The organism is Aquicoccus porphyridii, assembly GCF_008369105.1.
GTDB classification, from domain to species: Bacteria; Pseudomonadota; Alphaproteobacteria; order Rhodobacterales; family Rhodobacteraceae; genus Aquicoccus; species Aquicoccus porphyridii.
Genome location: NZ_VINQ01000014.1, coordinates 42,558 through 66,903, shown reverse-complemented (window position 1 = coordinate 66,903; position 24,346 = coordinate 42,558). Strand labels below are relative to the sequence as shown.

Annotated in this window: 21 protein-coding genes; 10 read left to right on the top strand and 11 right to left on the bottom strand. The window is 64.4% G+C overall.

Annotated features, from left to right (window positions below; genetic code table 11):
- Position 1 precedes the first annotated feature (1 nt).
- The 3 genes from FLO80_RS16075 to FLO80_RS16065 form a co-directional block, all read right to left on the bottom strand.
- Positions 2–1,675, bottom strand: a complete 1,674-nt coding sequence (locus FLO80_RS16075) for a thiamine pyrophosphate-dependent enzyme (RefSeq protein WP_111364226.1) — start codon at positions 1,673–1,675, stop codon at positions 2–4.
- A 205-nt stretch (positions 1,676–1,880) separates the two neighbouring features.
- Complete coding sequence (locus FLO80_RS16070; protein WP_111364228.1) at positions 1,881–3,158, bottom strand: acetylornithine deacetylase/succinyl-diaminopimelate desuccinylase family protein; 1,278 nt, start codon at positions 3,156–3,158, stop codon at positions 1,881–1,883.
- A 126-nt stretch (positions 3,159–3,284) separates the two neighbouring features.
- Complete coding sequence (locus FLO80_RS16065; protein ID WP_111364230.1) at positions 3,285–4,109, bottom strand: ABC transporter permease; 825 nt, start codon at positions 4,107–4,109, stop codon at positions 3,285–3,287.
- A 231-nt stretch (positions 4,110–4,340) separates the two neighbouring features.
- On the opposite strand from FLO80_RS16065, the gene FLO80_RS16060 reads away from it, so the two are divergent.
- From FLO80_RS16060 to FLO80_RS16045, 4 genes are all read left to right on the top strand, one after another.
- Entirely contained in the window at positions 4,341–5,429 is a 1,089-nt protein-coding gene (locus tag FLO80_RS16060; RefSeq protein WP_246156705.1) for a KpsE/RkpR family capsule polysaccharide export protein, read from the top strand.
- Positions 5,430–5,434: 5 nt separating this feature from the next.
- A complete protein-coding gene (locus FLO80_RS16055; protein WP_111364234.1) occupies positions 5,435–6,100 on the top strand; it encodes an ABC transporter ATP-binding protein in 666 nt (221 codons plus the stop codon).
- Positions 6,101–6,256: 156 nt separating this feature from the next.
- Complete coding sequence (locus tag FLO80_RS16050; protein WP_111364236.1) at positions 6,257–7,084, top strand: glycosyltransferase family 2 protein; 828 nt, start codon at positions 6,257–6,259, stop codon at positions 7,082–7,084.
- On the top strand, positions 7,081–7,854 hold the full coding sequence (locus FLO80_RS16045; RefSeq protein ID WP_111364238.1) for a sulfotransferase family 2 domain-containing protein: 774 nt from the start codon (positions 7,081–7,083) through the stop codon (positions 7,852–7,854). The genes FLO80_RS16050 and FLO80_RS16045 overlap by 4 nt, the downstream gene beginning before the upstream one ends.
- Here FLO80_RS16045 and FLO80_RS16040 read toward each other — a convergent pair.
- Together FLO80_RS16040 and FLO80_RS16035 are read right to left on the bottom strand one after the other, a co-directional pair.
- The gene (locus FLO80_RS16040; protein ID WP_111364240.1) at positions 7,821–8,930 is read right to left on the bottom strand and encodes a DUF6716 putative glycosyltransferase; all 1,110 of its coding nucleotides are present in this window, start codon (positions 8,928–8,930) and stop codon (positions 7,821–7,823) included. The two genes, FLO80_RS16045 and FLO80_RS16040, sit on opposite strands and share 34 nt — an antisense overlap.
- Positions 8,927–9,148 carry a hypothetical protein gene (locus FLO80_RS16035; protein WP_111364242.1) on the bottom strand — a complete coding sequence of 74 codons (222 nt, stop codon included), beginning with the start codon at positions 9,146–9,148 and terminating at the stop codon, positions 8,927–8,929. Before FLO80_RS16035 ends, FLO80_RS16040 begins: the two co-directional genes overlap by 4 nt.
- A 120-nt stretch (positions 9,149–9,268) precedes the next feature.
- Here FLO80_RS16035 and FLO80_RS16030 point away from each other — a divergent pair, with 120 nt between their 5' ends.
- Genes FLO80_RS16030 through FLO80_RS16020 form a run of 3 tightly spaced genes read left to right on the top strand, consistent with a single transcriptional unit; the run spans position 9,269 to position 12,428 of the window.
- Entirely contained in the window at positions 9,269–10,465 is a 1,197-nt protein-coding gene (locus FLO80_RS16030; RefSeq protein WP_111364244.1) for an acylneuraminate cytidylyltransferase, read from the top strand.
- On the top strand, positions 10,462–11,277 hold the full coding sequence (locus FLO80_RS16025) for a hypothetical protein (protein ID WP_246156704.1): 816 nt from the start codon (positions 10,462–10,464) through the stop codon (positions 11,275–11,277). The genes FLO80_RS16030 and FLO80_RS16025 overlap by 4 nt, the downstream gene beginning before the upstream one ends.
- Positions 11,274–12,428 (top strand): AGE family epimerase/isomerase, encoded by a 1,155-nt coding sequence (locus FLO80_RS16020; RefSeq protein WP_111364247.1) that lies wholly within the window; start codon positions 11,274–11,276, stop codon positions 12,426–12,428. The genes FLO80_RS16025 and FLO80_RS16020 overlap by 4 nt, the downstream gene beginning before the upstream one ends.
- A 56-nt stretch (positions 12,429–12,484) precedes the next feature.
- Here the strand turns inward: FLO80_RS16020 and dxs are convergent, their stop codons facing one another.
- Genes dxs through FLO80_RS16005 form a run of 3 tightly spaced genes read right to left on the bottom strand, consistent with a single transcriptional unit; the run spans position 12,485 to position 15,549 of the window.
- Positions 12,485–14,413, bottom strand: coding sequence for a 1-deoxy-D-xylulose-5-phosphate synthase (dxs, locus tag FLO80_RS16015; protein WP_111364249.1), 1,929 nt, complete (start codon positions 14,411–14,413; stop codon positions 12,485–12,487).
- A 19-nt stretch (positions 14,414–14,432) separates the two neighbouring features.
- The gene (locus FLO80_RS16010) at positions 14,433–15,302 is read right to left on the bottom strand and encodes a polyprenyl synthetase family protein (protein ID WP_111364251.1); all 870 of its coding nucleotides are present in this window, start codon (positions 15,300–15,302) and stop codon (positions 14,433–14,435) included.
- A 4-nt stretch (positions 15,303–15,306) separates the two neighbouring features.
- The gene (locus FLO80_RS16005) at positions 15,307–15,549 is read right to left on the bottom strand and encodes an exodeoxyribonuclease VII small subunit (protein WP_111364253.1); all 243 of its coding nucleotides are present in this window, start codon (positions 15,547–15,549) and stop codon (positions 15,307–15,309) included.
- Positions 15,550–15,665: 116 nt separating this feature from the next.
- On the opposite strand from FLO80_RS16005, the gene FLO80_RS16000 reads away from it, so the two are divergent.
- Positions 15,666–16,628, top strand: a complete 963-nt coding sequence (locus tag FLO80_RS16000; protein ID WP_111364255.1) for a phosphotransferase — start codon at positions 15,666–15,668, stop codon at positions 16,626–16,628.
- A gap of 102 nt (positions 16,629–16,730) precedes the next feature.
- Here the strand turns inward: FLO80_RS16000 and FLO80_RS15995 are convergent, their stop codons facing one another.
- Together FLO80_RS15995 and mutS are read right to left on the bottom strand one after the other, a co-directional pair.
- Positions 16,731–17,642, bottom strand: coding sequence for a histone deacetylase family protein (locus FLO80_RS15995; protein WP_111364257.1), 912 nt, complete (start codon positions 17,640–17,642; stop codon positions 16,731–16,733).
- Positions 17,639–20,242 (bottom strand): DNA mismatch repair protein MutS, encoded by a 2,604-nt coding sequence (mutS, locus tag FLO80_RS15990; protein ID WP_111364259.1) that lies wholly within the window; start codon positions 20,240–20,242, stop codon positions 17,639–17,641. The genes FLO80_RS15995 and mutS overlap by 4 nt, the downstream gene beginning before the upstream one ends.
- A gap of 156 nt (positions 20,243–20,398) precedes the next feature.
- Here mutS and FLO80_RS15985 point away from each other — a divergent pair, with 156 nt between their 5' ends.
- On the top strand, positions 20,399–22,654 hold the full coding sequence (locus tag FLO80_RS15985) for an NADP-dependent malic enzyme (RefSeq protein ID WP_111364261.1): 2,256 nt from the start codon (positions 20,399–20,401) through the stop codon (positions 22,652–22,654).
- A gap of 22 nt (positions 22,655–22,676) precedes the next feature.
- Positions 22,677–23,558 carry a ribokinase gene (locus FLO80_RS15980; RefSeq protein WP_111364263.1) on the top strand — a complete coding sequence of 294 codons (882 nt, stop codon included), beginning with the start codon at positions 22,677–22,679 and terminating at the stop codon, positions 23,556–23,558.
- Between the two features lie 8 nt (positions 23,559–23,566).
- Here FLO80_RS15980 and msrA read toward each other — a convergent pair whose 3' ends face one another.
- A complete protein-coding gene (msrA, locus tag FLO80_RS15975) occupies positions 23,567–24,226 on the bottom strand; it encodes a peptide-methionine (S)-S-oxide reductase MsrA (RefSeq protein ID WP_111364265.1) in 660 nt (219 codons plus the stop codon).
- Between the last annotated feature and the right edge of the window lie 120 nt (positions 24,227–24,346).

Below are 24,346 nucleotides of genomic sequence, written 5' to 3'. Positions count from 1 at the left end.
CCTACCCCGCCTTTTGCGCCTCAAGCGCCGCCTCGCGCATCTGGCTCAGCGTCACCCGCGGCGTCAGCGCCTCTTCCGAAATCGCGAGATCCAGCACCGCACCCCCCTTGGCCGCACGCGCCCGCTCATAGGCGGCGGCGAAATCCCCGGTCGTCTCGACCCGCTCGCCGTGAAACCCATAGGCCCGGGCAAGTGCCGCGAAATCCGGGCTCACCATCGTCGTGCCCGACACCCGGGCCGGGTAATGCTGCTCCTGGTGGGCGCGGATCGTGCCGTAAATGCCGTTGTTGAGGATCAGGATGATCGGCTGCGCCCCGGCCTGTGCCGCGCTGGCCAGTTCCTGACAATTCATCTGGAAATCGCCATCGCCCGTGAAACACACCACCTCGCGCCCGGGATGGGCGATCTTGGCGGCAATCGCCGCCGGCACGCCATACCCCATGGCCCCCGATTGCGGGGCGATGTGGCGCATTGCGGGGCCATACTTGATGAACTTGCCGGGCCAGATCGCGAAATTCCCCGCGCCATTGGTCACGATCGCATCCTCGGGCAGAACCGCCCGCAGATGCGCCATGACCTTGCCCATATCCACCGGCGAGGGCTGGTCCTGCAGATCGAACGCCGCCTCATAGGCCGCGCGCCCTTCCTGCCGCCACGCGCCCCAATCGCCCTTGACCGGCACCTCGGCCAGCGCCTTGGCAAAGGCATCATGCCCGGCCTGAATACCGAGCGCAGGCTGATACACCTTGCCCAGCTCGCTTTCGGCGCCATGCACATGGATGAGCCGCTGTTTCGGGATCGGCACATCAAGAAGCGTATACCCGTCGGTCGAATTCTCGCCAAACCGGTTGTTGATCGCAAGGATCACATCCGCCTCGCCAATGAGCCGCTTGACCGATGGCACCATGCCGACCCCGGCCTCGCCACAGAACACCGGCGAATGGTTGTCGAACCGGTCGGCAAAACGAAACGCCGTCACCACCGGAATATCGCTCGCCTCGGCGAATTCTTGCAACGCCGCGCGCCCCGCATCGCTCCAGTTGCTGCCGCCATAAAGGATCACCGGACGCTTCGCCGCGCCAAGGATCGCGCGCGCCTCTTGCACGGCATCCGGGTCGGGCTGCGGCTCGGCGATCTTCGCCAGCGGCCCCAGCGGCGCGGCATCGCTCCGGCTGGTCAGCATGTCCTCGGGCAGGGCAACAACCACCGGCCCGGGCCGCCCGGTCGTGGCGGTTTTCCACGCCCGCGCCAATATCTCGGGGATGCGCTCCACGTCGTCGATCTCGACCGCCCATTTCGCAACCCGGCCATACATCGCCGGATAGTCGATCTCCTGGAACGCCTCGCGCCCTTTCATGTCGGTGCCGACCTGCCCGACGAAAAGGATCATCGGCACGCTGTCCTGCATCGCCGTGTGCACCCCGATCGCGGCATTGGTGGCGCCGGGGCCGCGCGTGACCATGCAGATGCCCGGGCTTCCGGTCAGCTTGCCCCATGCGGCGGCCATGAACCCCGCGCCGCCCTCGTTCCGGCACAGCACGAAATCGAGTTGTCCGCTCGTGTCGTGCAGCGCATCGAGCACCGCGAGATAGCTTTCTCCCGGCACGCCAAACGCCTTGGTCGCGCCCAGCCCGACAAGGCTTTGCACCAGAAGCTCACCACCGTTTTGCATCATGTCCCACTCTCCGTTTTTTCGCGGCGACTTGATCACGTCCCGCGCGCCCCTTCAACGCCGGATCGACGACGGCGCGCGCCGCGTTAACCCGTTTTCGCGCCGCCACCCCGTCATTACCCGGCAGCCGGGCGACAGCCGGACAGCAGCCGGATGTCACCCCCCGATTTTCCGCCGAAAAATCGTGTTAACCCCACCGACCGCCGCGTTAACCCAAAAGGTCGAGCAAAGACCGCCCCATGACCTGTGCGCTCTCGACCATGTCGTCGATTCCGACATACTCATCGGGCTTGTGGGCAAGGTTCAGGATGCCCGGCCCATAGGCGATGCAATTCTTCAATCGCCCGATCCGGTCGATATGCTTCTGGTCGTAAGTGCCCGGACTTACGACATAATCCGCTTCCTTGCCCATCACGTCCGCAATCGCGCGGGCGACCGATTGCACCACCGGCGCGCTTTTCTCGGTCATCGAGGGCAGCACGCGCTGCAACTCGCGCACGTCGAACCGGAAATTCTCGCGCCGCCCCTGCACCGTGGTCAGCACGTTAAGGATTTCGGCCTGCACCTCGTCGATATCTTCCTCGATCAGGAACCGCCGGTCGATCACCATCCGACACGAGTCCGGCACGCAAGGGCTTGGCAAACCTGTATAATCTTCGTCCTGCTCGCTCTCGCCACCATGGATGGAATTGATGTTGAGCGTCGATTGCTTCGCCCCCTCCGGCACCACCGGCATATCCGTCCGCTTGGTCGCCAACAGCGGAAACAGGCTCGCCTCCATCTCCGTCATCACCGCCCCCATATGCCGCACCGCGCAATCGCCCAGGAACGGCATCGAGCCATGCGCGATCTCGCCATGGGTCTCGATTTCGGCCCACCAGACGCCCCTGTGGCCAAGGCAGATCCGGTCCTTGTTGAGCGGCTCGGGAATGATCACATGCTGCACACGTTCCGGGGAAAAGTATCCCTTTTCAGCAAGATAGGCCACGCCGCCAAAACCACCCGATTCCTCGTCCGCCGTTCCGCTGATCTCGATTGCGCCCTTGAAATCGGGGCAGACGGCGATAAAGGCTTCGGCTGCCACGATGCTCGCCGCAAGCCCGCCCTTCATGTCACAGGCCCCCCGGCCATAGACCTTGCCGTCCTTCACCTCGCCGCCGAACGGGTCGGTGGTCCAGCCGCGCCCGACCTCGACCACGTCGATGTGCGAGTTGAAATGCACGCAATCGCCGGGCTGTGCGCCCTCTTTACGCGCGATTAAGTTCCAGCGTGGATACTTGTCGCTGTCACCGATTGCGCCCTCGGCGCGCACGAGTTCCGTCTGAAACCCGTGTCGCACCAGCCGCCGGTCGAGAAAATCGCAGATTTCCCGGTAATTCTCACCGGGCGGGTTGAGTGTGGGAATCCGAATCAATTCCTGCGTCAGCTCGACCAGATCGGCGCGCCGCGCCTCGATTTCCAACATCAGTTTCTCGGCAAGATCCATTACATCGCTCCTGTTCATTCGGCGCGATGATGCGCGCGACTTTCGACAAAGTGCAACCCCCGCCAGCCGGGGATTCTCTCCCCGACCGCATCATCGGGAACACCTCAACGGCGGGCACGAAACATGTCAGCGTTGCAGTATATCGCGCCCGTAACGCCACAAGAGCAACAGGCCGAAAACCATCGGAATGAGCCCGAAAAAGATCACGTAGGTCCGGGAGATATAGGCGGGATCGTAAGTGGAATAGACCCCGGACCGGACGATCCCCGTTACATGGATCAACGGGTTGAACCACAAAAGATCCTGGGCAATAAGCGGAAGGTCTTCGTAGATGTAGAAAACCCCCGAAATGATGATAAGCGGCCGGGTCGCGATGCCCCAGACAGATTTCCACACGGCAAAGCGCAGGAACATGAAACAGTTGAAGGTGCCCAGCCCCACACCCAACGAAACAGCGAGCAGGAACCCTTCCAGCATCGGCGCCATATCGATATTTTCGCGAATGTCCTGAGTGATGAAAATACCGCCGAAGATGATCAGCACCACCATGGTCTGTGTCAGGACCGCCAGGATCGCCCGCGCCGCGATGGTGTCGACATAGGTCACCCGCGGATAGGCCATCAGCGGACGGTTGAACTGGATCGCCGCCCCCACCGCCTGCGACAGGTTCTGAAAAACCCGAAGCGGTAACAGGGCACTGGCATAGAACAGCAGGAAATTCGTTCCCAGTGACGGCGACCGGAACAATAGGGAAAACGCGAGCGTCATCATGAAAATGGCCGCCGCCGGTTCCAGCACCGCCCAGACATACCCCCCCGGGGATCTGCCATAAGTGGTGGACATCTCGCGCAGGATCAGCGCACCGACCACCCGACCCGTGCCGCCCTTGGCGCGTGCAGGCCCCAGCGGGCGTTGGGGCGGCGGAACTCCGGTATCCGGCGAAGTGTTCATTGCGACATGGTTCCATCTGTCCTATAGACAAGCAGTATTTGCCCATGCCTTTGGACCACAGCCGTGATGAATGATCAATCGCCCCAAGACCAGACGGCAAAAACGACCGCATCCGACTCCGCCAAGACAGATGAGGCCCCCGCGAAAAAACCAGCGGCCAAGACAAAGCCCGCTGCCCAAAAATCCAAACCGCGCCCACCTGCACAGTCGGCGCGCCCCAAGCGGCGGCACATGGGCATCCTCCTGTCCTTCTTGATCCTCGTGCTCGCACCGATCGGTGCGGCCGCCTATTACCTGTGGACAAACGCGCATGACCAATTCGCCTCCTCCGTGGCCTTCACCGTACGCCGCGAAGAGGCCCCCACTGCCGTGGACATTCTCGGCGGGCTGACCAATTTTTCCTCGGCAAGCTCATCGGACAGCGACGTACTCTTCGCATTCATCCAGTCGCATGAACTGGTGAGCAAGATCGACGCCAAGCTTGGCCTGCGTGAACTTTATTCCGCGCCCTACGAGACAGACCCGATCTTTGCCTTGCCCCCCGGCGCCTCGATCGAGGATCTGCTGAATTTCTGGCAGCGCATGGTGCGAATCTCCTATGCGCCGGGCACCGGCCTGATCGACGTCGAGGTGCTCAGCTTCGACGCCGCGACGTCAAAACGCATTGCCGAAGAGATATTTTCCGAAAGCTCCAGCATGATCAATGAGCTCTCGGCGATCGCCCGCGAAGACGCCATGCGCTATGCGCGCGAAGATCTCGCGACCGCGCTAGAACAACTCAGCACCGCGCGGCAGGCCCTCACCGCTTTCCGTTCGCGCAACCAGATCGTGAACCCCGACGCCGACATCCAGGTGCAGATGGGGCTGTTGGGATCGTTGCAACAAATGCTGGGGCAGGAGTTGATCGACTATGACCTGCTGCGCGAATCCGCCCGCAAGGAAGACCCCCGCGTGATTCAGGCCGAACGCCGGATCGCCGCGATTCGCGCGCGAATTCAGGAGGAAAGGCAGAAATTCGGCAGCGGCGGCTCCGAAGAGGAAGCAGGCGATTACGCCGACGTGGTGGCGGAATTCGAAAAGCTCACCGTCGAGCGCGAATTCGCCGAGAACAAGTACACCTCGGCCCTGTCGAATTTCGATGCCGCCCAGGCCAATGCACAGCGTCAAAGCCGATACCTCGCCGCTTATGTGCAGCCAACGCTCGCAGAAAGCCCCGAGTATCCCCGCCGCGAGCTGATCCTGGGACTCGTCGCACTTATCCTGTTTGGCAGCTGGTGCATTCTGGTGCTTGTCTATTACAGCCTGCGGGACCGCCGCTGAGTGCGATGATTGAACTGCGAAACCTGACCAAGAGCTTTCCCTCACGGCAAGGCCCGAAATACGTCGCCCGGGGCATCAACGCGGTTTTTCCGACGGGCAAGGCGGTTGGATTGCTGGGGCGCAACGGGGCCGGCAAATCCACCCTGCTGCAGATGATCGCGGGCAATTTCCCCCCAGACAGCGGCGAGATTCTGACCGATGGCGAAATCTCCTTTCCGGTCGGCTTCGCAGGGACGTTTCACCGTGACCTGACCGGCGCCCAGAACGTGCGGTTCATCGCCCGGGTCTACGGGGTCGATACCGAGGAATTACTGGATTTCGTAAGCGACTTCGCCGAGCTGGGCGGACATTACCACATGCCTGTGCGCTCTTACTCCTCGGGGATGCGCTCGCGGTTGGCCTTTGGTATTTCAATGGGCATCAAGTTTGACACCTACCTGGTGGACGAGGTGACATCGGTGGGTGACGCATCCTTCCGAGCCAAGAGCGCGACGGTCTTCAAGGATCGCATGGCTTCGTCCGGCGCGATCGTCGTGACCCATTCCATCTCCGAGATACGCAATCTCTGTGACTACGGCGCCGTGCTGGAAAACGGTGAATTGTTCTTCTACGAGGATCTCGAAGACGCCATCGCTCAACACAATGCCAACATGAAGCTTGCCCGCAAGTAACGCCGTGGGACACGCTGGTCGACATACTGCGCACCCGCGAGCGGCGGGTCAGAATAAGAAGGGCGGGTCTGAATGCGGGGGCACGGGCATCACATTGACCTCGCCTTGCCATTGCCGCTATCTGCCTCGCATGATCGAACAGCGGACGGATGACCAGTGACAACAAAGGACAAAGCGCCCACCGGCCGACCGATCAACCTGTCGATCACGGTAGCGATTTCAACGATTGGGGAACGGCTGGGCGGTCTCGATCTGCCTGCCCCTTGCCCCGGCCTCGACTATGTGGTGCTGGTCCAGAAACCGGGAACGACGCCCTGCCCCGAAGCCATCGCGGCGCGCCCCGATGTCAGCGTGCATATCCTTGACACGATAGGGCTGTCGCGCAGCCGCAATACCGCTTTCGACGTCGCTACCGGCAGCCTGCTGGTTTTTGCCGATGACGACATGACGCTCGACCCCGCAGGCTTCCATCGCCTCGCCCGCGCCTTTGCCGAAGATCCCAAGCTGGGCTTCGCCGCGGGTTGGCGCAGCGACCGGCTGCCCGGCACCGGACGGCGCGGGCGGGTGCATCGATTGCATCATTTCAATGCCGGTCGGGTCTGCGCTCCGGAACTCATGGTGCGCCGCGACACGATCGACGCCGCCGGACTGCGGTTCGATCCGGATTTCGGCCTGGGCGCGCGGTTCGGTCTGGGCGAGGAATACGTCTTCGTCACCGATGCGCTCAAGGCCGGTCTGAAGGGGCTTTCATTACCGGTGGCAGTGGGCCGGCACCCGTCCGAAAGCACTGGCGACAATTGGCAACGCCCTGACCTTATGCGCGCGCGCATGGCCATGCTGAAGCGTGTCTTTGGCGCGTGGGCACCGCTCGTGCGGGGGCTTTACGCGCTGCGTTACCGCAGGCGAATCGGCGATCCCCGGCGCGTGCTGGCCTTTGCGCGAGGCCATGTGCCGGACCACCCCCGAGACGGAGAAAAGACATGACCAAACCGGACATGGGCAACCGGTCAAAGCGGTGGCGGCCACGGAAATGGGCCCGGGGGCTCTATCGCAGGATCAATCCCGGGTTTGAACGGCACGTGATGTGGCTACCCGAGGCGCAGATCGGCTATTTCAGGGTCGCAAAGGCGGCCAATTCCTCGATCCGAACGGCTCTGGCCCTGGCCTTCGATCTGACCTCAACCGCCGGGCGTAGACCGTCCAAGGATGCCTTCTGGGCCGAACAGGACCGCGACCGGGTCTGGCGCATGCGCCCGGCGGCCTATGCGCTGCATCCCGCCACCCGTGCCGGCTGGAGTTTTACCTTCGTGCGTCATCCTGTGTCGCGGCTCTATTCATGTTGGAACAACAAGGTGGTGGAAAATCCCGTGCTATTGCCCCGCATGGCCGAAATGGGCATCACCCGGGGCATGGATTTCGACGCCTTCGTCGAGGTGGTGGCGCGAACCCCCGATGCCAAAAGCGAAATCCACCTGAGATCCCAGACCTCGATCGTCAGTTGGCGTGGCCGGGTGCTGCCGGATTTCGTCGGCCGGGTCGAAAACGTCGAGGCCGACTGGAACCATGTGCGGTACGAGATCCAAATGCGATGCGGCATTGATCCCGGACCAATGCGACGACACAACATGCGCGGTCAGACCGGGCCAGAGATCGCCGAAACCCTGTCGCCCGAGACCCGCGCCCGGATCGCCACCCGCTATGCCGAGGATTTCCGCCTCTTCTATCCCGACGACGCCGAGGCAGAGCGCGACTGAAGCGTCTCGACCATGTCGAGGACGCGCTGTCCCAGGTCGTGAGGACAGAACATCTGCTTTACCCAGTCCGGATCGGGCGTGCCATGGCGCAGATGCAACAGGTCATCAAGCGACGTGATGACATTGCTGCCCTCGAAGATTCGCCTCATCGCCGCCGACATCGGGTCCATATAGGCATCCACGTAATCAAGATAGACCATGGTCGGCACACCTTCGCGGATCAGGTCGATGGCCGCGGTTGACGTGCAGGTGATCCCCAACGCCGCCTGCTCCAGCGCCTCATGCATCGGACAGGCGGTGAGCCTGAGGTTCGGCGGCACGGATTTGAACGCAGCCTCGATCAGGCCCTGGTAATCGTGTTTCTCCCGGTGCAGGTGGCTGGTGTTCTCATCGGGCAGATGGCGCAGCTTGATCCAGATCGTGCGATCGGGATTGGCCTCGGCCAGCGCGACCATGGCTTCAAGCACATGCAACCGTCCACGCCGGGTCAAAGGCGAGATCGCCTGGGCGAAGAAATAGATGTCGCGCCGCGTTTCCAGGTCGGCAGGCGGGGTCGGAGACGGTTCGAGAAACGTCGGATGACCGAAATCCACCAGCGGTGCGGTCAGGTTGCTGTCGTTCTCTACCTGCTTCGTCGCCCAGGCCGAGAATTTCTCAACCTCCCCGCGGGGAAACATGAACACGCCGTCACAGGGAATGCGGTTGGCATAGCTGCGATCGGGAAAGAAATCGAGCCCGCCGAGGAAGCCAATCACCCGGGCTCGTCCGCGCAAATGCTTGAGCACCGGCGTGCGCAAAAAATCGGTCAGCGACCGGAACACCCGGCTGGTGAGCACCGCGTCGTAATATCCCTGCTGAACCGACTCGATCAGCATCTCATCGGATAAAATCAGGTAATCGGCCTCGGGAAGCTGCATTTGCAGTTGGCGCAACGACAACGCCTGTTCGGACATGTAGCACCCCAATGTGACGTCCGCCTCGGGCGCGGCCACGCGCAACAGGTTGCGCAGGCGCACAGCAAAAATCAGCGTGGAATCGTCACAGAAGGGAAGCAACAGGCGGCGCGGGGAACTCATGACCGGGGCTGCCCGGTATCGCGCGCCCGAAAGGCCGCAAGCGTGGCCGCTTGCCGGGCGTTATGGCGGCGGTTGGCCGCGCGCCAATGGGCCAGGTCAAGTCGTTCATGTATCCCTTGCGCCATAACCCAGCGCAACGGCACCCCCAGCCGCGGGTGACGCGACTGACGATAAAGCCATTTCCCGAGTCGGGTGGCTTTGAGACGTGCAAGAAGCATGGCAGATCCGCTCTGATCCTGGGTCGAGACAGCGTTTACACCGCACTGGATTTTTTGTAAACGCTTCGACGGTCGGGGTTTTTGCTCCCTCGAAATCAATAAGAGGAAGGCACTATTACCGTGTCCCAGCCGTCCGTGCCCAATGCCTCCACAACCCATTGCGTGATTCTGGCCCGTGGCGGCTCCAAGGGTGTGCCGGGCAAGAACCTGCGCCTGGTCGGCGGGCTTTCGCTGGTGGCGCGGTCGGTGCGCGCTGCACGCACCGCCCCTTCCGTCGCACAGGTGCATGTCTCCACCGACGATGCCGCCATCGCCGCCGAGGCCCGGCGGTTCGGCGCCGAGGTGGTCGACCGCCCAGCGATGCTATCGGGTGATACGGCCAGTTCGGAATCCGGCTGGCTGCACGCGCTGGAAATGATCGAGGAACAGGGCAAGACGGTGGAGCGGCTGGTCTTCCTGCAATGCACCTCGCCCTTTACCACCGGCGCCGATATCGAGGCTTGTCTCGCGGTGATGGAAGAAAAAGGCGCAGCCTGTGCACTGTCGGTGATCGAGGATCATTCCTTTCTCTGGACGCTGGACGAGGCCGGATTCGGCCGTGGCACCAACCATGACGAAAGCCAGCCCCGCAAGCGGCGGCAGGATCTGCCCCCCGCCTTCCGCGAGAGTGGCGCCATCTACTGCGTGCGCGCGGCCGATTTTGTCCGCACCGGGCAGCGGTTCTGCGGACCCGTGGCCCTTTGCCCGGTCGATCATCCGCCGGTCGAGATCGACACGCCCGACGATCTGGCGCTTTGTTCGCAGATCGCGGTGTCGCACGGCGGGCGCCCCGACATCGGCAACCGGCTTGACCGCGTCGCGGCGGTGGTGATGGATTTCGACGGGGTGCATACCGACAACCTCGTGCTGACCGATGACACCGGGCGCGAGGCGGTGATGACCTCGCGCGGCGACGGAATGGGACTCGAGCTTCTGCGCAAGGCCGGGCATTGGCGCCTGATGATCCTGTCCAAGGAACGCAACCCCGTGGTCGAACGGCGGGCGGCGAAACTCAATATTGAGGTCTATCAATCAATCGACGACAAGGTGGCCGCGTTGGAAGGCTGGCTGACCGGACAGGGGCTCGACTGGGCACAGACGCTCTATGTCGGCAATGACGTCAACGATGCGGCGGTCATGGCACGGGCGGGGCTATCGGCCTGCCCTGCAGATGCCCACCCCGAGATCCTGGCCCGGGCAGACTGGGTGCTACCGCAACCCGGGGGGCGTGGTGCATTGCGTGCCATGTGCGATGCCCTGCTGGCACGGGTGTCGTGAGCGTGCTGGAAGGTCGCACCTGCGTGGTGGCTGGCAATGGCCACTCCCTGACAAGCATCGCGCCGGGCCGGGTGCTAACCGGGGACGCGGTGATGCGGACCAACAATTTCTTCTTCGAACGCGCCTTCTATCTGGGTCGGCGCGTCGATCTGGCCTATATCGCCGGCGATCCGCGGGTGGTGCCTTTCATGTTCGAAACCCTTCATCGGTGCCGCGACCAATATGAAATCGGCGCATGGACAAGCCATAATCCCAAGGTGATCAAGGCCGGGATGCGCCGGTTCCGCGATCTCTATCGCCCGATGCGCTTTCGCGATGCCGCGATCGAGCGCGGCGTGGCCGATCTGGTGGCGCGCTATCAGCGCAAGCCGATGTCGGGCACCTACGCGGTGCTGGCCGCACACGGGTTGGGGGCTCGTCATATCCTGCTGGCGGGAATGGATCTCTATACCGGTGGACCGCGCTACCCTTTTACCCCCGGACGACATTTCCAGACGCTGATGGCGCCGGGCATGGCAGCGATGGGGCCGGACAAGCATCTGCACAATGCCGATCTCGACCGGTCGATCTTCGAGATGCTGCTCGCGCGAGGCGATGTGCGGCTCGAGCGAACCACCGAGCAATCCGCCCTCGACGACGTGCTCCCCCTTGCACCGATCCGCGACGGGCAGGCCATCGAGGCCCTGCCACGCCCCAACCCGGTCAACGACTGGGTGGATTGGGCCGGGCCCTATCCGATTGCCCTGCTCAAGACACTGCGTCGCGCCTCGGCGCTGCGCCGTCGCTTGCTGGGTCGGCCGCCAACCCCATGAACCGCCCAACGACGCCCCCCGCGGCCCTGCTGCCCTGGCTGCTTGAGCAGGCCATACCGCTCTGGACCGGGGCAGGCTGGGACGATGCCACCGGCACGGTGTGGGAGGCGCTCGACCATGACGGCCGCCCCTGCGGTGATCTGAACCGACGGTTGCGGGTGCAGGCGCGCCAGGCCTACGCCTTTGCGACACTGGCCCATCAACCCGGTACGGCACCCGCACTGGCCGCCGATCTCAAGGCCCGGGCCGAAACGCTCTTCGGCTTTGTCATGTCCCGTGGCTTCGACCCCGATACCGGGAATCTCGCAAGCTGGCTGGCACCCGACCTGAGCATCCTGAAGGCGCCGCATGATCTTTACGATCTCAGCTTCGTGTTGCTGGCCGCCGCCGGTCTGACCGCCGCCGGGACCGATCTGCACGACGAGATCGCCCGGCTGGAAACCGCGCTCGACCGGCTTGCGGCCCCGCAGGGCTGGCATGAATGCGCCGCCCATCGCCTGCCCCGGCGGCAGAACCCGCATATGCATCTTTTCGAGGCGATGTGCGCGCTCTACCGGGTGACCGGCGCACCGCGGTTCGCGGCACGAGCCAGCGCCTGCCGGGCATTGCTGACACAGGTTTTCCTGCAATCCGATCTTCGGCTGCTGGAATTCTTCGATGCCGATCTGGTGCCGCTCACCGGTGCGGATCAACAGGAAGAACCCGGGCATCTGGTCGAATGGATCGCGCTCGAAACGGGTTGGCAAGGGCTGGACCTGCCCGAAACAGAGGGGCCCGCCCTGCCGCCCGCCTTCATGCTTTTTGCCGCCGCCACGGCGCATCTGGCGCCGGCGGGATTCTTGCCGGACATCGCAGGACAGGACAGCTATCGGCTCTGGCCACAAACGGAATTGCTCCGGGCCAGCCGACTTTTACAGTCAAAGGGCGGGGCGCTGCCAACTCACCTGGCCCCGCGCGCGGTGCTGGAACGGCTCTGGTCGGGATATTTCGACACGCCTGTGCCCGGCGGATGGTACGATCGGCGGGACGGAACCGGGCGGCTCTTGTCCACCACCATGCCGGCCTCGACCTTCTATCACGTTGTCGAAACCTTCCTGTGTTACGATACCGGTCGGCTGGCCGGTGAACTGACCACCGGGACATCGGCATAAGGCGCGATCCCGCGCCGCCCCGAATTCAGAACGGCCCCAATCCCGTCCGAAGGGCCTTACGCCCGCTTGCCTGCAATCTGCGCCACCCCCAGCACGTCAAGCACCTTGGCCTCGATGTGCTCGGCGCTCAGCCCGGCGCGGGCATACATCTCGTCCGGCGCTCCCTGATCGAGAAAGGCATCGGGCAACACCATCGAGCGGAATTTCAACCCGTCGTCGAACACCCCCTCATCGGCCAGGAACTGTGCCACGTGGCTGCCGAACCCGCCCACGGCGCCCTCTTCGATGGTGATCAGCGCGTCATGCCGCGCCACCAGGTCGAGAATCATCTCGCGATCCAGCGGCTTGGCAAACCGCGCATCGGCCACCGTCGGCGAAATCCCCTTGGCCTCAAGGGCTTCACAGGCTTTCAGCACCTGCCCAAGCCGCGTGCCGAACGACAGGATCGCCACCCGCGCCCCTTCACGGACGATCCGCCCCTTGCCGATCTCCAGCACCTGCGGCACTTCGGGCATGTCCACGCCAACGCCTTCGCCGCGCGGATAGCGGAACGCGATAGGCCCGGAATCATGTGCTGCCGCCGTCGCCACCATGTGCCGCAACTCCGCCTCGTCGGCGGCGGCCATCACCACCATGTTGGGCAGGGTCGCCATATAGGTGATGTCGAAACTGCCCGCATGGGTCGCCCCGTCGGCCCCGACCAGCCCGGCCCGGTCAATCGCGAAACGCACCGGCAGATTCTGGATCGCCACGTCATGCACGACCTGATCGTAACCGCGTTGCAGGAACGTGGAATAGATCGCGCAGAACGGCTTCATCCCGCCCGCCGCCAGCCCGGCACAGAAGGTCACGCCATGCTGCTCGGCGATGCTCACGTCGAAACACCGGCTGGGATAACGTTCGGCCATCAGGTTGAGCCCGGTGCCATCCGGCATCGCCGCCGTCACCGCACAGATCTTGTCGTCCTTCGCGGCTAGCTCCACCAGCGTGTCGCCGAACACGCTTGTATAGCTCGGCGCGTTGCTGGGCGTCTTTTTCTGCTCGCCCGTCACCACGTCGAACCGCGCCGTGGCATGGCCCTTGTCGCCCGCCCGCTCGGCCGGGGCATAGCCCTTGCCCTTGCGGGTCAGCGCATGGATCAGGATCGGCCCCGTCGCCCGCGCCTTGACCGTGCGCAGCACCGGCAAAAGCTGCTCAAGGTCATGCCCGTCGATCGGCCCGACATAGGAAAACCCCAGTTCCTCGAACAACGTGCCGCCCACCGCCATGCCCTTGAGCATGTCCTTGGCCCGCTTGGCCCCCTCCTGGAAGAACGGCGGCATCAGGCTCACCGCGCCCTTGGCGGCGGCCTTCAGCTCCTGGAACGGCGCCTCGGCATAAAGCCGTGTGAGGTAGGACGAAAACGCCCCCACCGGCGGCGCGATGCTCATGTCATTGTCGTTCAGGATCACGATCAGCCGCTTCTTGAGGTGCCCGGCATTGTTCATCGCCTCGAACGCCATCCCGGCACTCATCGCACCGTCCCCGATCACCGCCACCGCATCGCCCAGCCCCTCGGGGCAGGCCCCGCCCAGATCCCGCGCCACGGCAAAGCCCAGCGCCGCGCTGATCGAGGTCGAGCTATGCGCCGCCCCGAACGGATCATAGGGGCTCTCGGTGCGCTTGGTGAACCCGCTCAACCCGTCCTTCTGGCGTATCGTGCGGATGCGGTCGCGTCGCCCGGTCAAGATCTTGTGCGGATAGGACTGGTGCGACACGTCCCAGATGATCTTGTCCTTGGGCGCATCGAACACCGAATGCAGCGCCACGGTAAGTTCGATCACGCCCAGCCCGGCCCCCAGATGCCCGCCGGTCTCGCTCACCGCGGCAATCGTCTCGGCCCGCAGTTCGGTGACAAGCTGCTTCAACTGCGCATCGCTCAGCCGTTTGAGATCGGCCGGCACATGCACGGTATCGAGAAGCGGGGTGTGGGGTCGTTCGGCCATGGTGCCGCCTGAAGCCTGTTTACATCTTGCGCGCAATAACGAAGCGGGCGGCCTCCCGCAAGCATTCCGCCTCCGCGCCATACCCAGATAAGGCCCCGCAGGCCGTATCGACAAGCTCTTGCGCGCGTGTTTTCGCCGCACCCAGCCCCAGAAGCGAAACAAAGGTGGCCTTGCCGGCCTCCTCGTCCTTGCCCACCGCCTTGCCCAGCGCCTCGGCGTCACCCTCCACGTCGAGCACGTCATCGGCAATCTGAAACGCGAGGCCCAGCGCATCGCCATAGGCCCGAAGCGCCGTCATGTCCGCCCCGGCAAGCCGCGCACCGCACGTCGCCGACCACGTGATGAGCGCCCCGGTCTTGCCCGCCTGCAACCGCGTGATCTCGTCCAGGGTGAGGGGCCGCGCCGCATTCTCGGCGGCAATATCCAGCGCCTGCCCCAGAACCATCCCCTGTGCCCCCGCAGCGCGCGCCATGCTCAGCACGAGATCGGCCCGCACCTGCGGATCGGGGCTGCATTCCTCGCGCGCCAGCAATTCGAAACACAGGCTCTGCAACGCATCCCCCACCAGGACCGCGGTCGCCTCGTCCCATTTCTTGTGCACCGTGGGTTGCCCCCGCCGCAGATCGTCATCGTCCATGCAGGGCAGATCGTCATGCACCAGCGAATAGGCATGCAGGCATTCCACCGCGCTGGCCGCCCAGATCGCCTGATCGTCGGAAACCCCGTGCAACCGCGCACCCTCCATCACCAGGAAGGCGCGCAACCGCTTGCCCCCGGCACTGGCATAACGCATCCCCTCGATCACGGGTTCGGACCCGAAGGGCACCATCACCTCGCGCAGATGCATTGCAACGCGCGCCGCAACCCCGGCCAGACGTTCCTGAAACATGGGCCTATTGCCCTTCGACAGGCTTCAACCCCGCCGGGTTGCCCTCATCGTCAAGCGTGATCGCCGCGACCTTCTCCTCGGCTTCCTTGAGCTTGGTCTCACAGCGTTTCTTCAACTCCGCCCCCCGCTCATAGAGCGTGATGGAATCCTCCAGCGCAACGTCACCACGCTCAAGCTTGCCCACCACCTGTTCCAGTTCGGCCATGGCCTCTTCGAATGTCATCTCTGAAACGGGTCGTTCGGTCATCTCGTGCTCCTTGGCGGCCTGACTGCTGCGCCACCTTATCCGCCCGCGCGGACGGGTTCAATTCGCCCTGTCTCATTTAAGTTGACGCGCCGCCACGCCCGCCGGATGCTGCGCGCATGAACATCCTCGACAAGGACAATATCGCGCTTTACCCGGATCAGGTGCAGGCCGTGCTGACCCGGCTCGAAACCCTGCTGGCCGGATGCACACCGGGTGCCATGGTCGATCAGGCCCTTCGCCTCGTGCCCGGCAAACGCGCCGTGTTCCGGGGCCGGATGGCGGGGCGCGACGTGGTGTTCCGCCTGCCGCTCGACGACGCCAACCGCAAAAGCGCGGCCGAGGAATGGACCGAACTCACCCGCGCATGGGGCCACATGGCGCGAGGCGCGAACCGCGTCGCCGAGCCGCTCCATTTCGACCCTGACTCAGGGCTGACCGTCATCGCGCATGCCCCCGGCACACCACTCCTCACCCATATCTGGTCACTCGACGCCAGCCATCGCCCGCCACTCATCGCCCGCGCCGCCGACTGGCTGCAGGCCTATATGGCGCCCACGATCACCAGCCGCGGCATCAACCGGCGCCCGTGGCGCAAATGGGCCATGGCCGCTGCCGCGAAACAGCCCCACCCCGAACTGGCCGAGATCGAATCCCGCCTCCTGCAAAAGATGCACAAGCTTTCGCGCCAACTGGGCGATCCCGACTGGCGCGTCGCCATTCCGCATGGCGATTTCCACCTCAACAACCTGATCCTCGACGGCGACACCCTCACCGGTATCGACACCGGCGGCTCGAACCACGCACCGATCTACAAGGACATGGCCCGCGCCCTTACCCATATGGCAAGGCGCGGCATGCTCCCCTCGGGCCAGCGGCGTTTCGGCGTGGATGCGGGCGCGCTCGACGCCTTCACCGCCGCCTTCGCCCTCTCGGATCGCGAGGCCAACGCCTTCCTGCCCTACATGCTCGTCTATGAGACCCTGATCCGCGTCGAACATCCGCAAATGTCATCCGACCGCATCGCCCACGCGCTTGCCATGTCCGAGGCCCTGTTCGACGATCTGCGCCGGATCACGTGAAACTCGCACGCATTCGGGCAGGTTGCACCTGATCGAACATGCCCCAGCCCGGAACAGCGGCAAAGCCGCCCGGGCAGCACCGGACAAATCCGATTCGCCGCCTCACGCCACGCTCAGCGCCTGCACATGCGCCGCCACGCTCCGGCCCAGCGCATCGAGGTCATAACCCCCCTCCAGCACCGACACCACGCGCCCGCCGCAATGCAGATCGGCCATCGCGCAGAGCTTCTCGGTCAGCCAGACGAAATCCTCCTCGACCCAGTTGAGATTGGCCAGCGGATCGTCGGCATGGGCATCGAACCCCGCCGAGATGAGAATCAGCTCGGGGCGGAACGCATCGAGCCGCGGGAAAACCTTCTCTTCGTATTCCGCCCGCATCACCGCCCCGTCACTCCCCGGCGCCAGCGGCACGTTGAGCACGTTGTCATGCGCGCCGGTCTCGCTCGGATCGCCCGTGCCGGGCCAAAGCGGCATCTGCTGCGACGTGGCCAGCAAGGCGCGCGGCTCGTCCCACAGCAGATCCTGCGTGCCGTTGCCGTGATGCACGTCGAAATCAACCACCGCCACCCGGGCCAAATCGTGAAAATCCAGCGCGTGTTTGGCTGCAATAGAGACGTTTCCAAACAGGCAGAACCCCATCGGCCGCGCGGTCTCGGCGTGGTGCCCCGGCGGGCGAGTGCCGACAAAGGCATTCTTCGCCTCGCCCGACAGGACCGCATCCACCGCTGCCACCGCGCCGCCCACGCCGCGCCGGGCGGCCTGCATGCTGCCTTCGGACATATGCGTATCGGCATCGAGCGGCCCCGGCCCATGCGCCGCGATCCTGTCGAGATATTTGCGCGGATGACAGCGCAGGATGTCCTCGTCGCGCCCCAGCGGCGCATCGCGCCGGTCGAGGCCGTCGAAATGCGCTAGCGCCGCCTCGACCGAGCGCATCCGCGCCGCCTGTTCCGGGTGCCCCGGCGGCGTGACGTGGTTCAGACAATCGGAATGGGTGAACAGCGTCGTCGTCATGTCTTCAATGCCTCTTTGAGTTCATAGAGTGCCTGCAACGCCTCGCGCGGCGTCATTTCATCGGGATGAATCGTCTCTAACATGGCCTCTATGGCACTTTCCTTCACCACCGGCGCGGGCGCCTGAACCGGCGTCGCCGCGAATAGCGGAAGATCGTCGATCAGCGCCTTCTTGGCGTTGCCGCCCTCGCGCTCGCCCTTCTCCAGCGCCTCAAGCACCACCTTGGCCCGCGCCACAACCGCCGCGGGCAAGCCCGCCAACTTGGCCACCTGCACCCCATAGGATCGGTCCGCCGCGCCCTTCCTGACCTCGTGCAGGAAGATCACGTCACCCTCCCATTCCTTCACGGCCACCGTGGCGTTCTCGACCCTCTCCAGCTTGGCGGAAAGTCCCGTCATCTCGTGGTAATGCGTCGCGAACAACGCCCGGCAGCCGTTTACGTCGTGCAGATGTTCCAGCGTCGCCCAGGCGATGGACAACCCGTCATAGGTCGCCGTGCCGCGCCCGATCTCGTCGAGGATCACCAGCGCATGATCGTCTGCCTGGTTGAGGATCGCCGCCGTCTCGACCATCTCGACCATGAAGGTCGAGCGCCCCCGGGCAAGGTCGTCGCTGGCCCCAACCCGGCTGAACAACTGGCTCACCATCCCCACATACGCCGCCCGGGCCGGCACGAACGATCCCATCTGCGCCAGCACCGCGATCAGCGCGTTCTGCCGCAGAAAGGTCGATTTACCCGCCATGTTCGGCCCGGTCAAAAGCCAGATATCTTCCGCCGTCCCGAGGCTGCAATCATTGGCGATGAACGGCTCGCCCTCGGATTTCAGCGCCTGTTCCACCACCGGATGCCGCCCGCCCTCGATCACCAGCGCCCGGCTGTCATCAACCTTGGGCCGGCACCAGTTCTCGCCCCGCGCCAGATCGGCCAGCGCCACCGCGAGATCCAGTTCGGCCAAGGCCCGCGCGGTGGCGAAAAGCCGGTCAGAGACATCAAGAATCGCCGCACTCAGGCTTGAATAGAGCCGCTTTTCGATCTCGATCGCCCGGCCCCCGGCATTCAGGATCTTGGTTTCCATCTCGGAAAGCGGCACGGTCGTGAACCGCACCTGGTTGGCCGTGGTCTGGCGATGCTTGAACGCGTCGTTCCCGTGCATCTTCTCGGCATGGGTCGCCGTCACCTCGACGAAATAGCCCAGCACGTTGTTATGCTTGATCTTCAGGCTCTGAATACCGGTTTCGCGCTGATATTCCTCCTGCATCCCGGCAATCACGCCGCGCCCCTCGTCGCGCAACCGGCGGCATTCGTCCAACTCGTCATCAAACCCTTCGGCGATGAACCCACCATCGCGCGCCAAAAGCGGCGGTTCGGCCACCAGCGCCCGGTCAAGCAGGTCGAGCAATTCACCATGCCCCTGCAAATCGCCCACCGCCCCGGCCAGCAACGCGGGCAGCTCCACATCGGAGAGCGACCCGGCAATCGCCTCGGCCTGGGTCAGCGCATTGCGCACCGCCGTCAGGTCACGCGGCCCGCCGCGCTCCAGCCCCAGCCGCGACAGCGCCCGGTCAAGATCGGGCACCCGCCGCAGCGCCTCGCGCAGGTCGCCCGCGATTCGACCCTGTTCCAGCGCAAATTGCACCGCATCATGCCGCTCGCGCGCCACCTCCAGCACCCGCGACGGCGACGACAACCGCCGCTCCAGCAATCGCGCACCCCCCGCCGTCACCGTCCGATCGATCGCCGCCAGCAATGACCCCTGCCGCCTGCCCGAAAGCGACCGCGTGAGTTCCAGGTTGGCCCGCGTCGCCGCGTCGATCTGCATCACCCGCGCGGCCCCTTCACGCACCGGCGCGCGCAGGATCGGCAGTTTGCCCTTCTGCGTGATCTCAAGCCATTCGACAATCGCCCCCATGGCCGACAGTTCCGCCCGCCCGAACGCTCCGAACGCATCGAGCGCCCCCACGTCGAACAGCGCCTTGAGCCGCTTTTCCGCCGAGCCCGAGTCAAAGGCCGAGCGCGCCAACGCCGTCAAAGACGCCCCCGATTCAGTCACTGTTTCGGCCAGATCGGCCTCTTTCGCCTCGGACACCACCACTTCCGACGGCATCAACCGCGCCAGTTCCGGCCCCAGCCGCACCGGCGCAATCGGCATCACGTGAAACGCACCCGTGGAAATATCCACCCAGGCCAGCGCCGCCTCGTCCCGCACCTCGGCATAGGCGGCCAGGTAATTGTGCCGCCGCGCCTCCAGCAGGCTCTCCTCGGTCAACGTCCCCGGCGTGACCAGCCGCACAACCTCGCGCCGCACCACCGATTTCGAGCCGCGCTTCTTCGCCTCGGCCGGGTCTTCCATCTGCTCGCAGACCGCCACGCGAAACCCCTTGCGGATGAGCGTGAGCAAATACCCCTCGGCCGAATGCACCGGCACGCCGCACATCGCGATATCCTGATCGAGATGCTTGCCCCGCTTGGTCAGCGCGATATCCAGCGCCTCGCTCGCCGCCACCGCGTCGTCAAAAAACAGCTCGTAGAAATCGCCCATCCGATAGAACAAGAGCGCCCCCGGATACTGCCCCTTGATCTCGAGATACTGCGCCATCATCGGCGTGACTGCGGATTTTGCGGATGTCACGAAAGCCCCCGGTTTTCCCTTTCGCCGACCTTACAAACCCCGCCCGCCACGCGAAAGGGCTTGTTTCTGTTGAGAGACGCATCCACCCCGTGTAAGAGGCTCTGACCCCACGCAAGGCGATACCCGATGTCCAACACCAAATACACCCGCGAAGATGCGCTGCAATTCCATCTCGAACCGACCCCGGGGAAATGGGAGGTGCAGGCCACCGTTCCCATGACGACACAGCGCGACCTTTCGCTCGCCTATTCCCCCGGCGTCGCCGTGCCGTGCGAGGATATCGCCGCCAACCCCGAACTGGCCTATGACTACACCAACAAGGGCAACCTCGTCGCGGTGATCTCGAACGGCACCGCCGTGCTGGGCCTCGGCAATCTCGGCGCGTTGGGCTCCAAGCCGGTGATGGAGGGCAAGGCCGTGCTCTTCAAGCGCTTCGCCGATGTCAACTCGATCGACATCGAGCTCGACACCGAAGATCCGCAGAAATTCATCGACGCGGTCAAGCTCATGGGCCCCACCTTCGGCGGCATCAACCTCGAGGACATCAAGGCCCCCGAATGCTTCATCATCGAGCAGACGCTCAAGGAAGCGATGGACATCCCGGTCTTTCACGACGATCAGCACGGCACCGCGGTGATCTGTGCCGCGGGCCTGATCAACGCGCTGCATCTCTCGGACAAGAAGATCGAGGATTGCCGCATCGTCCTCAACGGCGCGGGGGCCGCCGGCATCGCCTGTATCGAGCTCTTGAAACGCATGGGCGCGCGGCATGAAAACTGCATCGTCTGCGACACCAAGGGCGTGATCTGGCAGGGCCGGACCGACGGCATGAACCAATGGAAATCCGCCCATGCCATCAACACCGACCTGCGCACCCTCGAAGAGGCGATGAACGGCGCCGATGTTTTCCTCGGCGTCTCGGCCAAGGGCGCGGTGACGCCCGCAATGATCGCCTCGATGAACGACAACCCGGTCATCTTCGCCATGGCCAACCCCGACCCCGAGATCACCCCCGAAGAGGCCCACGAGGTCCGCGAAGACGCCATCGTCGCCACCGGGCGCAGCGACTATCCCAACCAGGTCAACAACGTCTTGGGCTTTCCCTATCTCTTTCGCGGCGCGCTCGACATCCACGCCCGCGCCATCAATGACGAGATGAAGATCGCCTGCGCCGAGGCCCTGGCCAAGCTCGCCCGCGAGGACGTGCCCGACGAGGTCGGCATGGCCTATGGCCGCAAGCTGAGCTTCGGGCGGGATTACATCATCCCCACGCCCTTCGATCCCCGCCTCATCCACACCATCCCCCCCGCCGTGGCCCGCGCGGGCATGCAGACCGGTGCCGCGCGCCGCCCGATCATCGACATGGAGGCTTACGAGCTCGCCCTCAAGAGCCGGATGGACCCAACCGCGTCGATCCTGCGCAGCCTCAATGCCCGCGCCCGCGCCGCACAGGCCACGATGATCTTTGCCGAAGGCGACGACCCCCGCGTGCTGCGCGCCGCCGTGCAATACCAACGCTCCGGGCTGGGCCATGCGCTGGTTGTCGGGCGCGAATCCGATGTCAGGGCCAAGCTCACCGAAGAAGGGCTGGCCGACGCGGTGGGCGAGCTTGAGATCGTCAACGCCGCCAACACCCCGCATCTGGCCGAGTACAAGGAATTCCTCTACCAGCGGCTCCAGCGCAAGGGCTTCGACCGGCACGACATCCACCGCCTTGCCGCGCGCGACCGGCACGTGTTCTCGGCCCTGATGCTGGCTCATGGCCATGGCGATGCGCTGGTGACCGGCGCGACCCGCAAATCCGCCCATGTCCTCGATCTCGTCAACCATGTCTTTGACACCGACGCCGCCCATGGCGCCGTGGGCGTGACGGCGGTGCTGCACAAGGGCCGGATCGTGCTCATCGCCGACACGCTGGTGCATGAATGGCCCGACGAAGAGGATCTCGCCACCATCGCCATGCGCGCGGCCGATGTCGCCCGCCATCTCGGGCTTGAACCTCGCGTCGCCTTCGCCAGCTTCTCGACCTTCGGTTATCCCCGCTCGGAACGGGCCGAGAAGATGCACCACGCCCCCGAGGTTCTCGACCGGCGCGGCGTCGATTTCGAATACGAGGGCGAAATGACCGTCGATGTCGCGCTCAATGCGCAGGCGCAACAGAACTACCCGTTCTCGCGCCTCACCGGCCCGGCCAACATCCTCGTCGTGCCCGCGCGCCATTCGGCCTCGATCTCGGTCAAGCTGATGCAGGAAATGGCCGGCGCCACCGTGATCGGCCCGATTCTTTCGGGCGTGGACAAGTCGATCCAGATATGTTCATCAAACTCGACCGTGAACGACATTCTCAACATGGCGGTTCTGGCAGCCTGCAAGGTCGGCTGAGCCGCCCGCCCGGAGGGCGGTCATGACAATATACAATCTCGGCTCCATCAACATCGACCATTTCTATTCCGTCCCGCGCCTGCCTGCGCCGGGCGAAACCCTGGCCGCCACCGCCTACAGCACCGGGCTCGGCGGCAAGGGCGCAAATCAATCCGTGGCGGCCGCGCTGGCCGGGTCGGATGTCATCCATATCGGCGCGGTCGGGCGCGACGGTGCGCCCATGGTTGCCCGCCTGCGCGATTTCGGCGTCGATTGCGCCCATGTCATCGCCACCGACACCCCGACCGCCCATGCCATCATCAATATCGACCCCAAGGGCGAGAACGCCATCGTCATCTTTCCGGGGGCCAACCGGAAACAGTCTCTATCCCAGCTTGAATCGGCGTTTTCCGCCGCCAGCCGGGGCGACATCCTGCTCTTGCAGAACGAAACCGATCTTCAGGTCGAAGCCGCACAGATCGCCCGCGCCCACGGGCTCCGGGTGATCTATTCCGCCGCGCCGTTCGACGCAGAGGCCGTGCGCACCGTGATGCCCCATGTCGATCTTCTGGTGATGAACGCGGTAGAGGCCGATCAACTCGCCCGCGCGCTGAAAACCCCGCTTGCCGATCTTCCGGTTTCGCACCTGCTCATCACACGCGGCTCACGGGGCGCCACGTGGCGCGATCAATCCACCGGCACGGAAACCGACACCCCCGCCTTTGCCGTCACGCCCGCAGACACCACCGGCGCAGGCGACTGTTTCATCGGCTATGCCGCCGCCGCAATGGATCAGGGGTTGGAACCGGACGCGGCCATGCGCCTTGCCGCCGCCGCCTCGGCCCTCCAGGTCACCCGCCGCGGCACCGCCGACGCGATCCCCGACCGCGCCGAAGTGGATGCCTTCCTCGCCGCACAGGGCTGAATGGTCACTTACCCGGTAAAGGGCGCCGCACTGCCCCACAGCTCACGAACCCTTTGGTCACGGCGACAGGCCTTGCGATAGAAATCATAGGCGGACGCCTTGCTCTTGGGTCCGGCCCGGGTCAGGACCAGTTCCTTGCTCTTGTAATAATCCTGGTGGTAATCCTCGGCGGTCCAGAATGTCTTGGCCCCAAGGATCGGCGTCACGATCTTCTGGCCCAGCGCCGCCTGCGCCTCGGCTTTCACCTTCTCGGCCAGTGCCTTTTCCGCCGAGTCAGAGACGAAAACCGCCGTGCGATAACTCTCGCCCCGGTCACAGAACTGCCCACCCGCATCGGTCGGATCAATCGAGCGGAAGAACATTTCCAGAAGCTGCTTGCGGCTCACCTGGCCGGCATCGAAGGTGATTTCCGCGGCCTCGTAATGCCCGGTTCCGCCGCGCGTGACCTGCTTGTAGGTGGGGTTCTTCACATTGCCACCGGTATAGCCCGACTCGACCTCGATCACGCCGCGCACCTTTTCGAAATCCGCCTCGACGCACCAGAAACAGCCGCCCGCGACCACCAGCGTTTCGCGCGGCCCCGCTTCGGCCCGTCCGCATTGCAGCAAAACGGCCACCCCGATCAGCAGGCTCAGCGCAAGGGGCTTCATGTCCTTCATCGACAACATCACAGATACCTCCTGCCGCCAGCATGCCGCGCACGCACGGCCCCGCCAATCCCCCGAAACCTGATATCACGCACAGGTGAAACCCCGTTACCCCCTTGGCATCGGCACGAAAAACGCTAG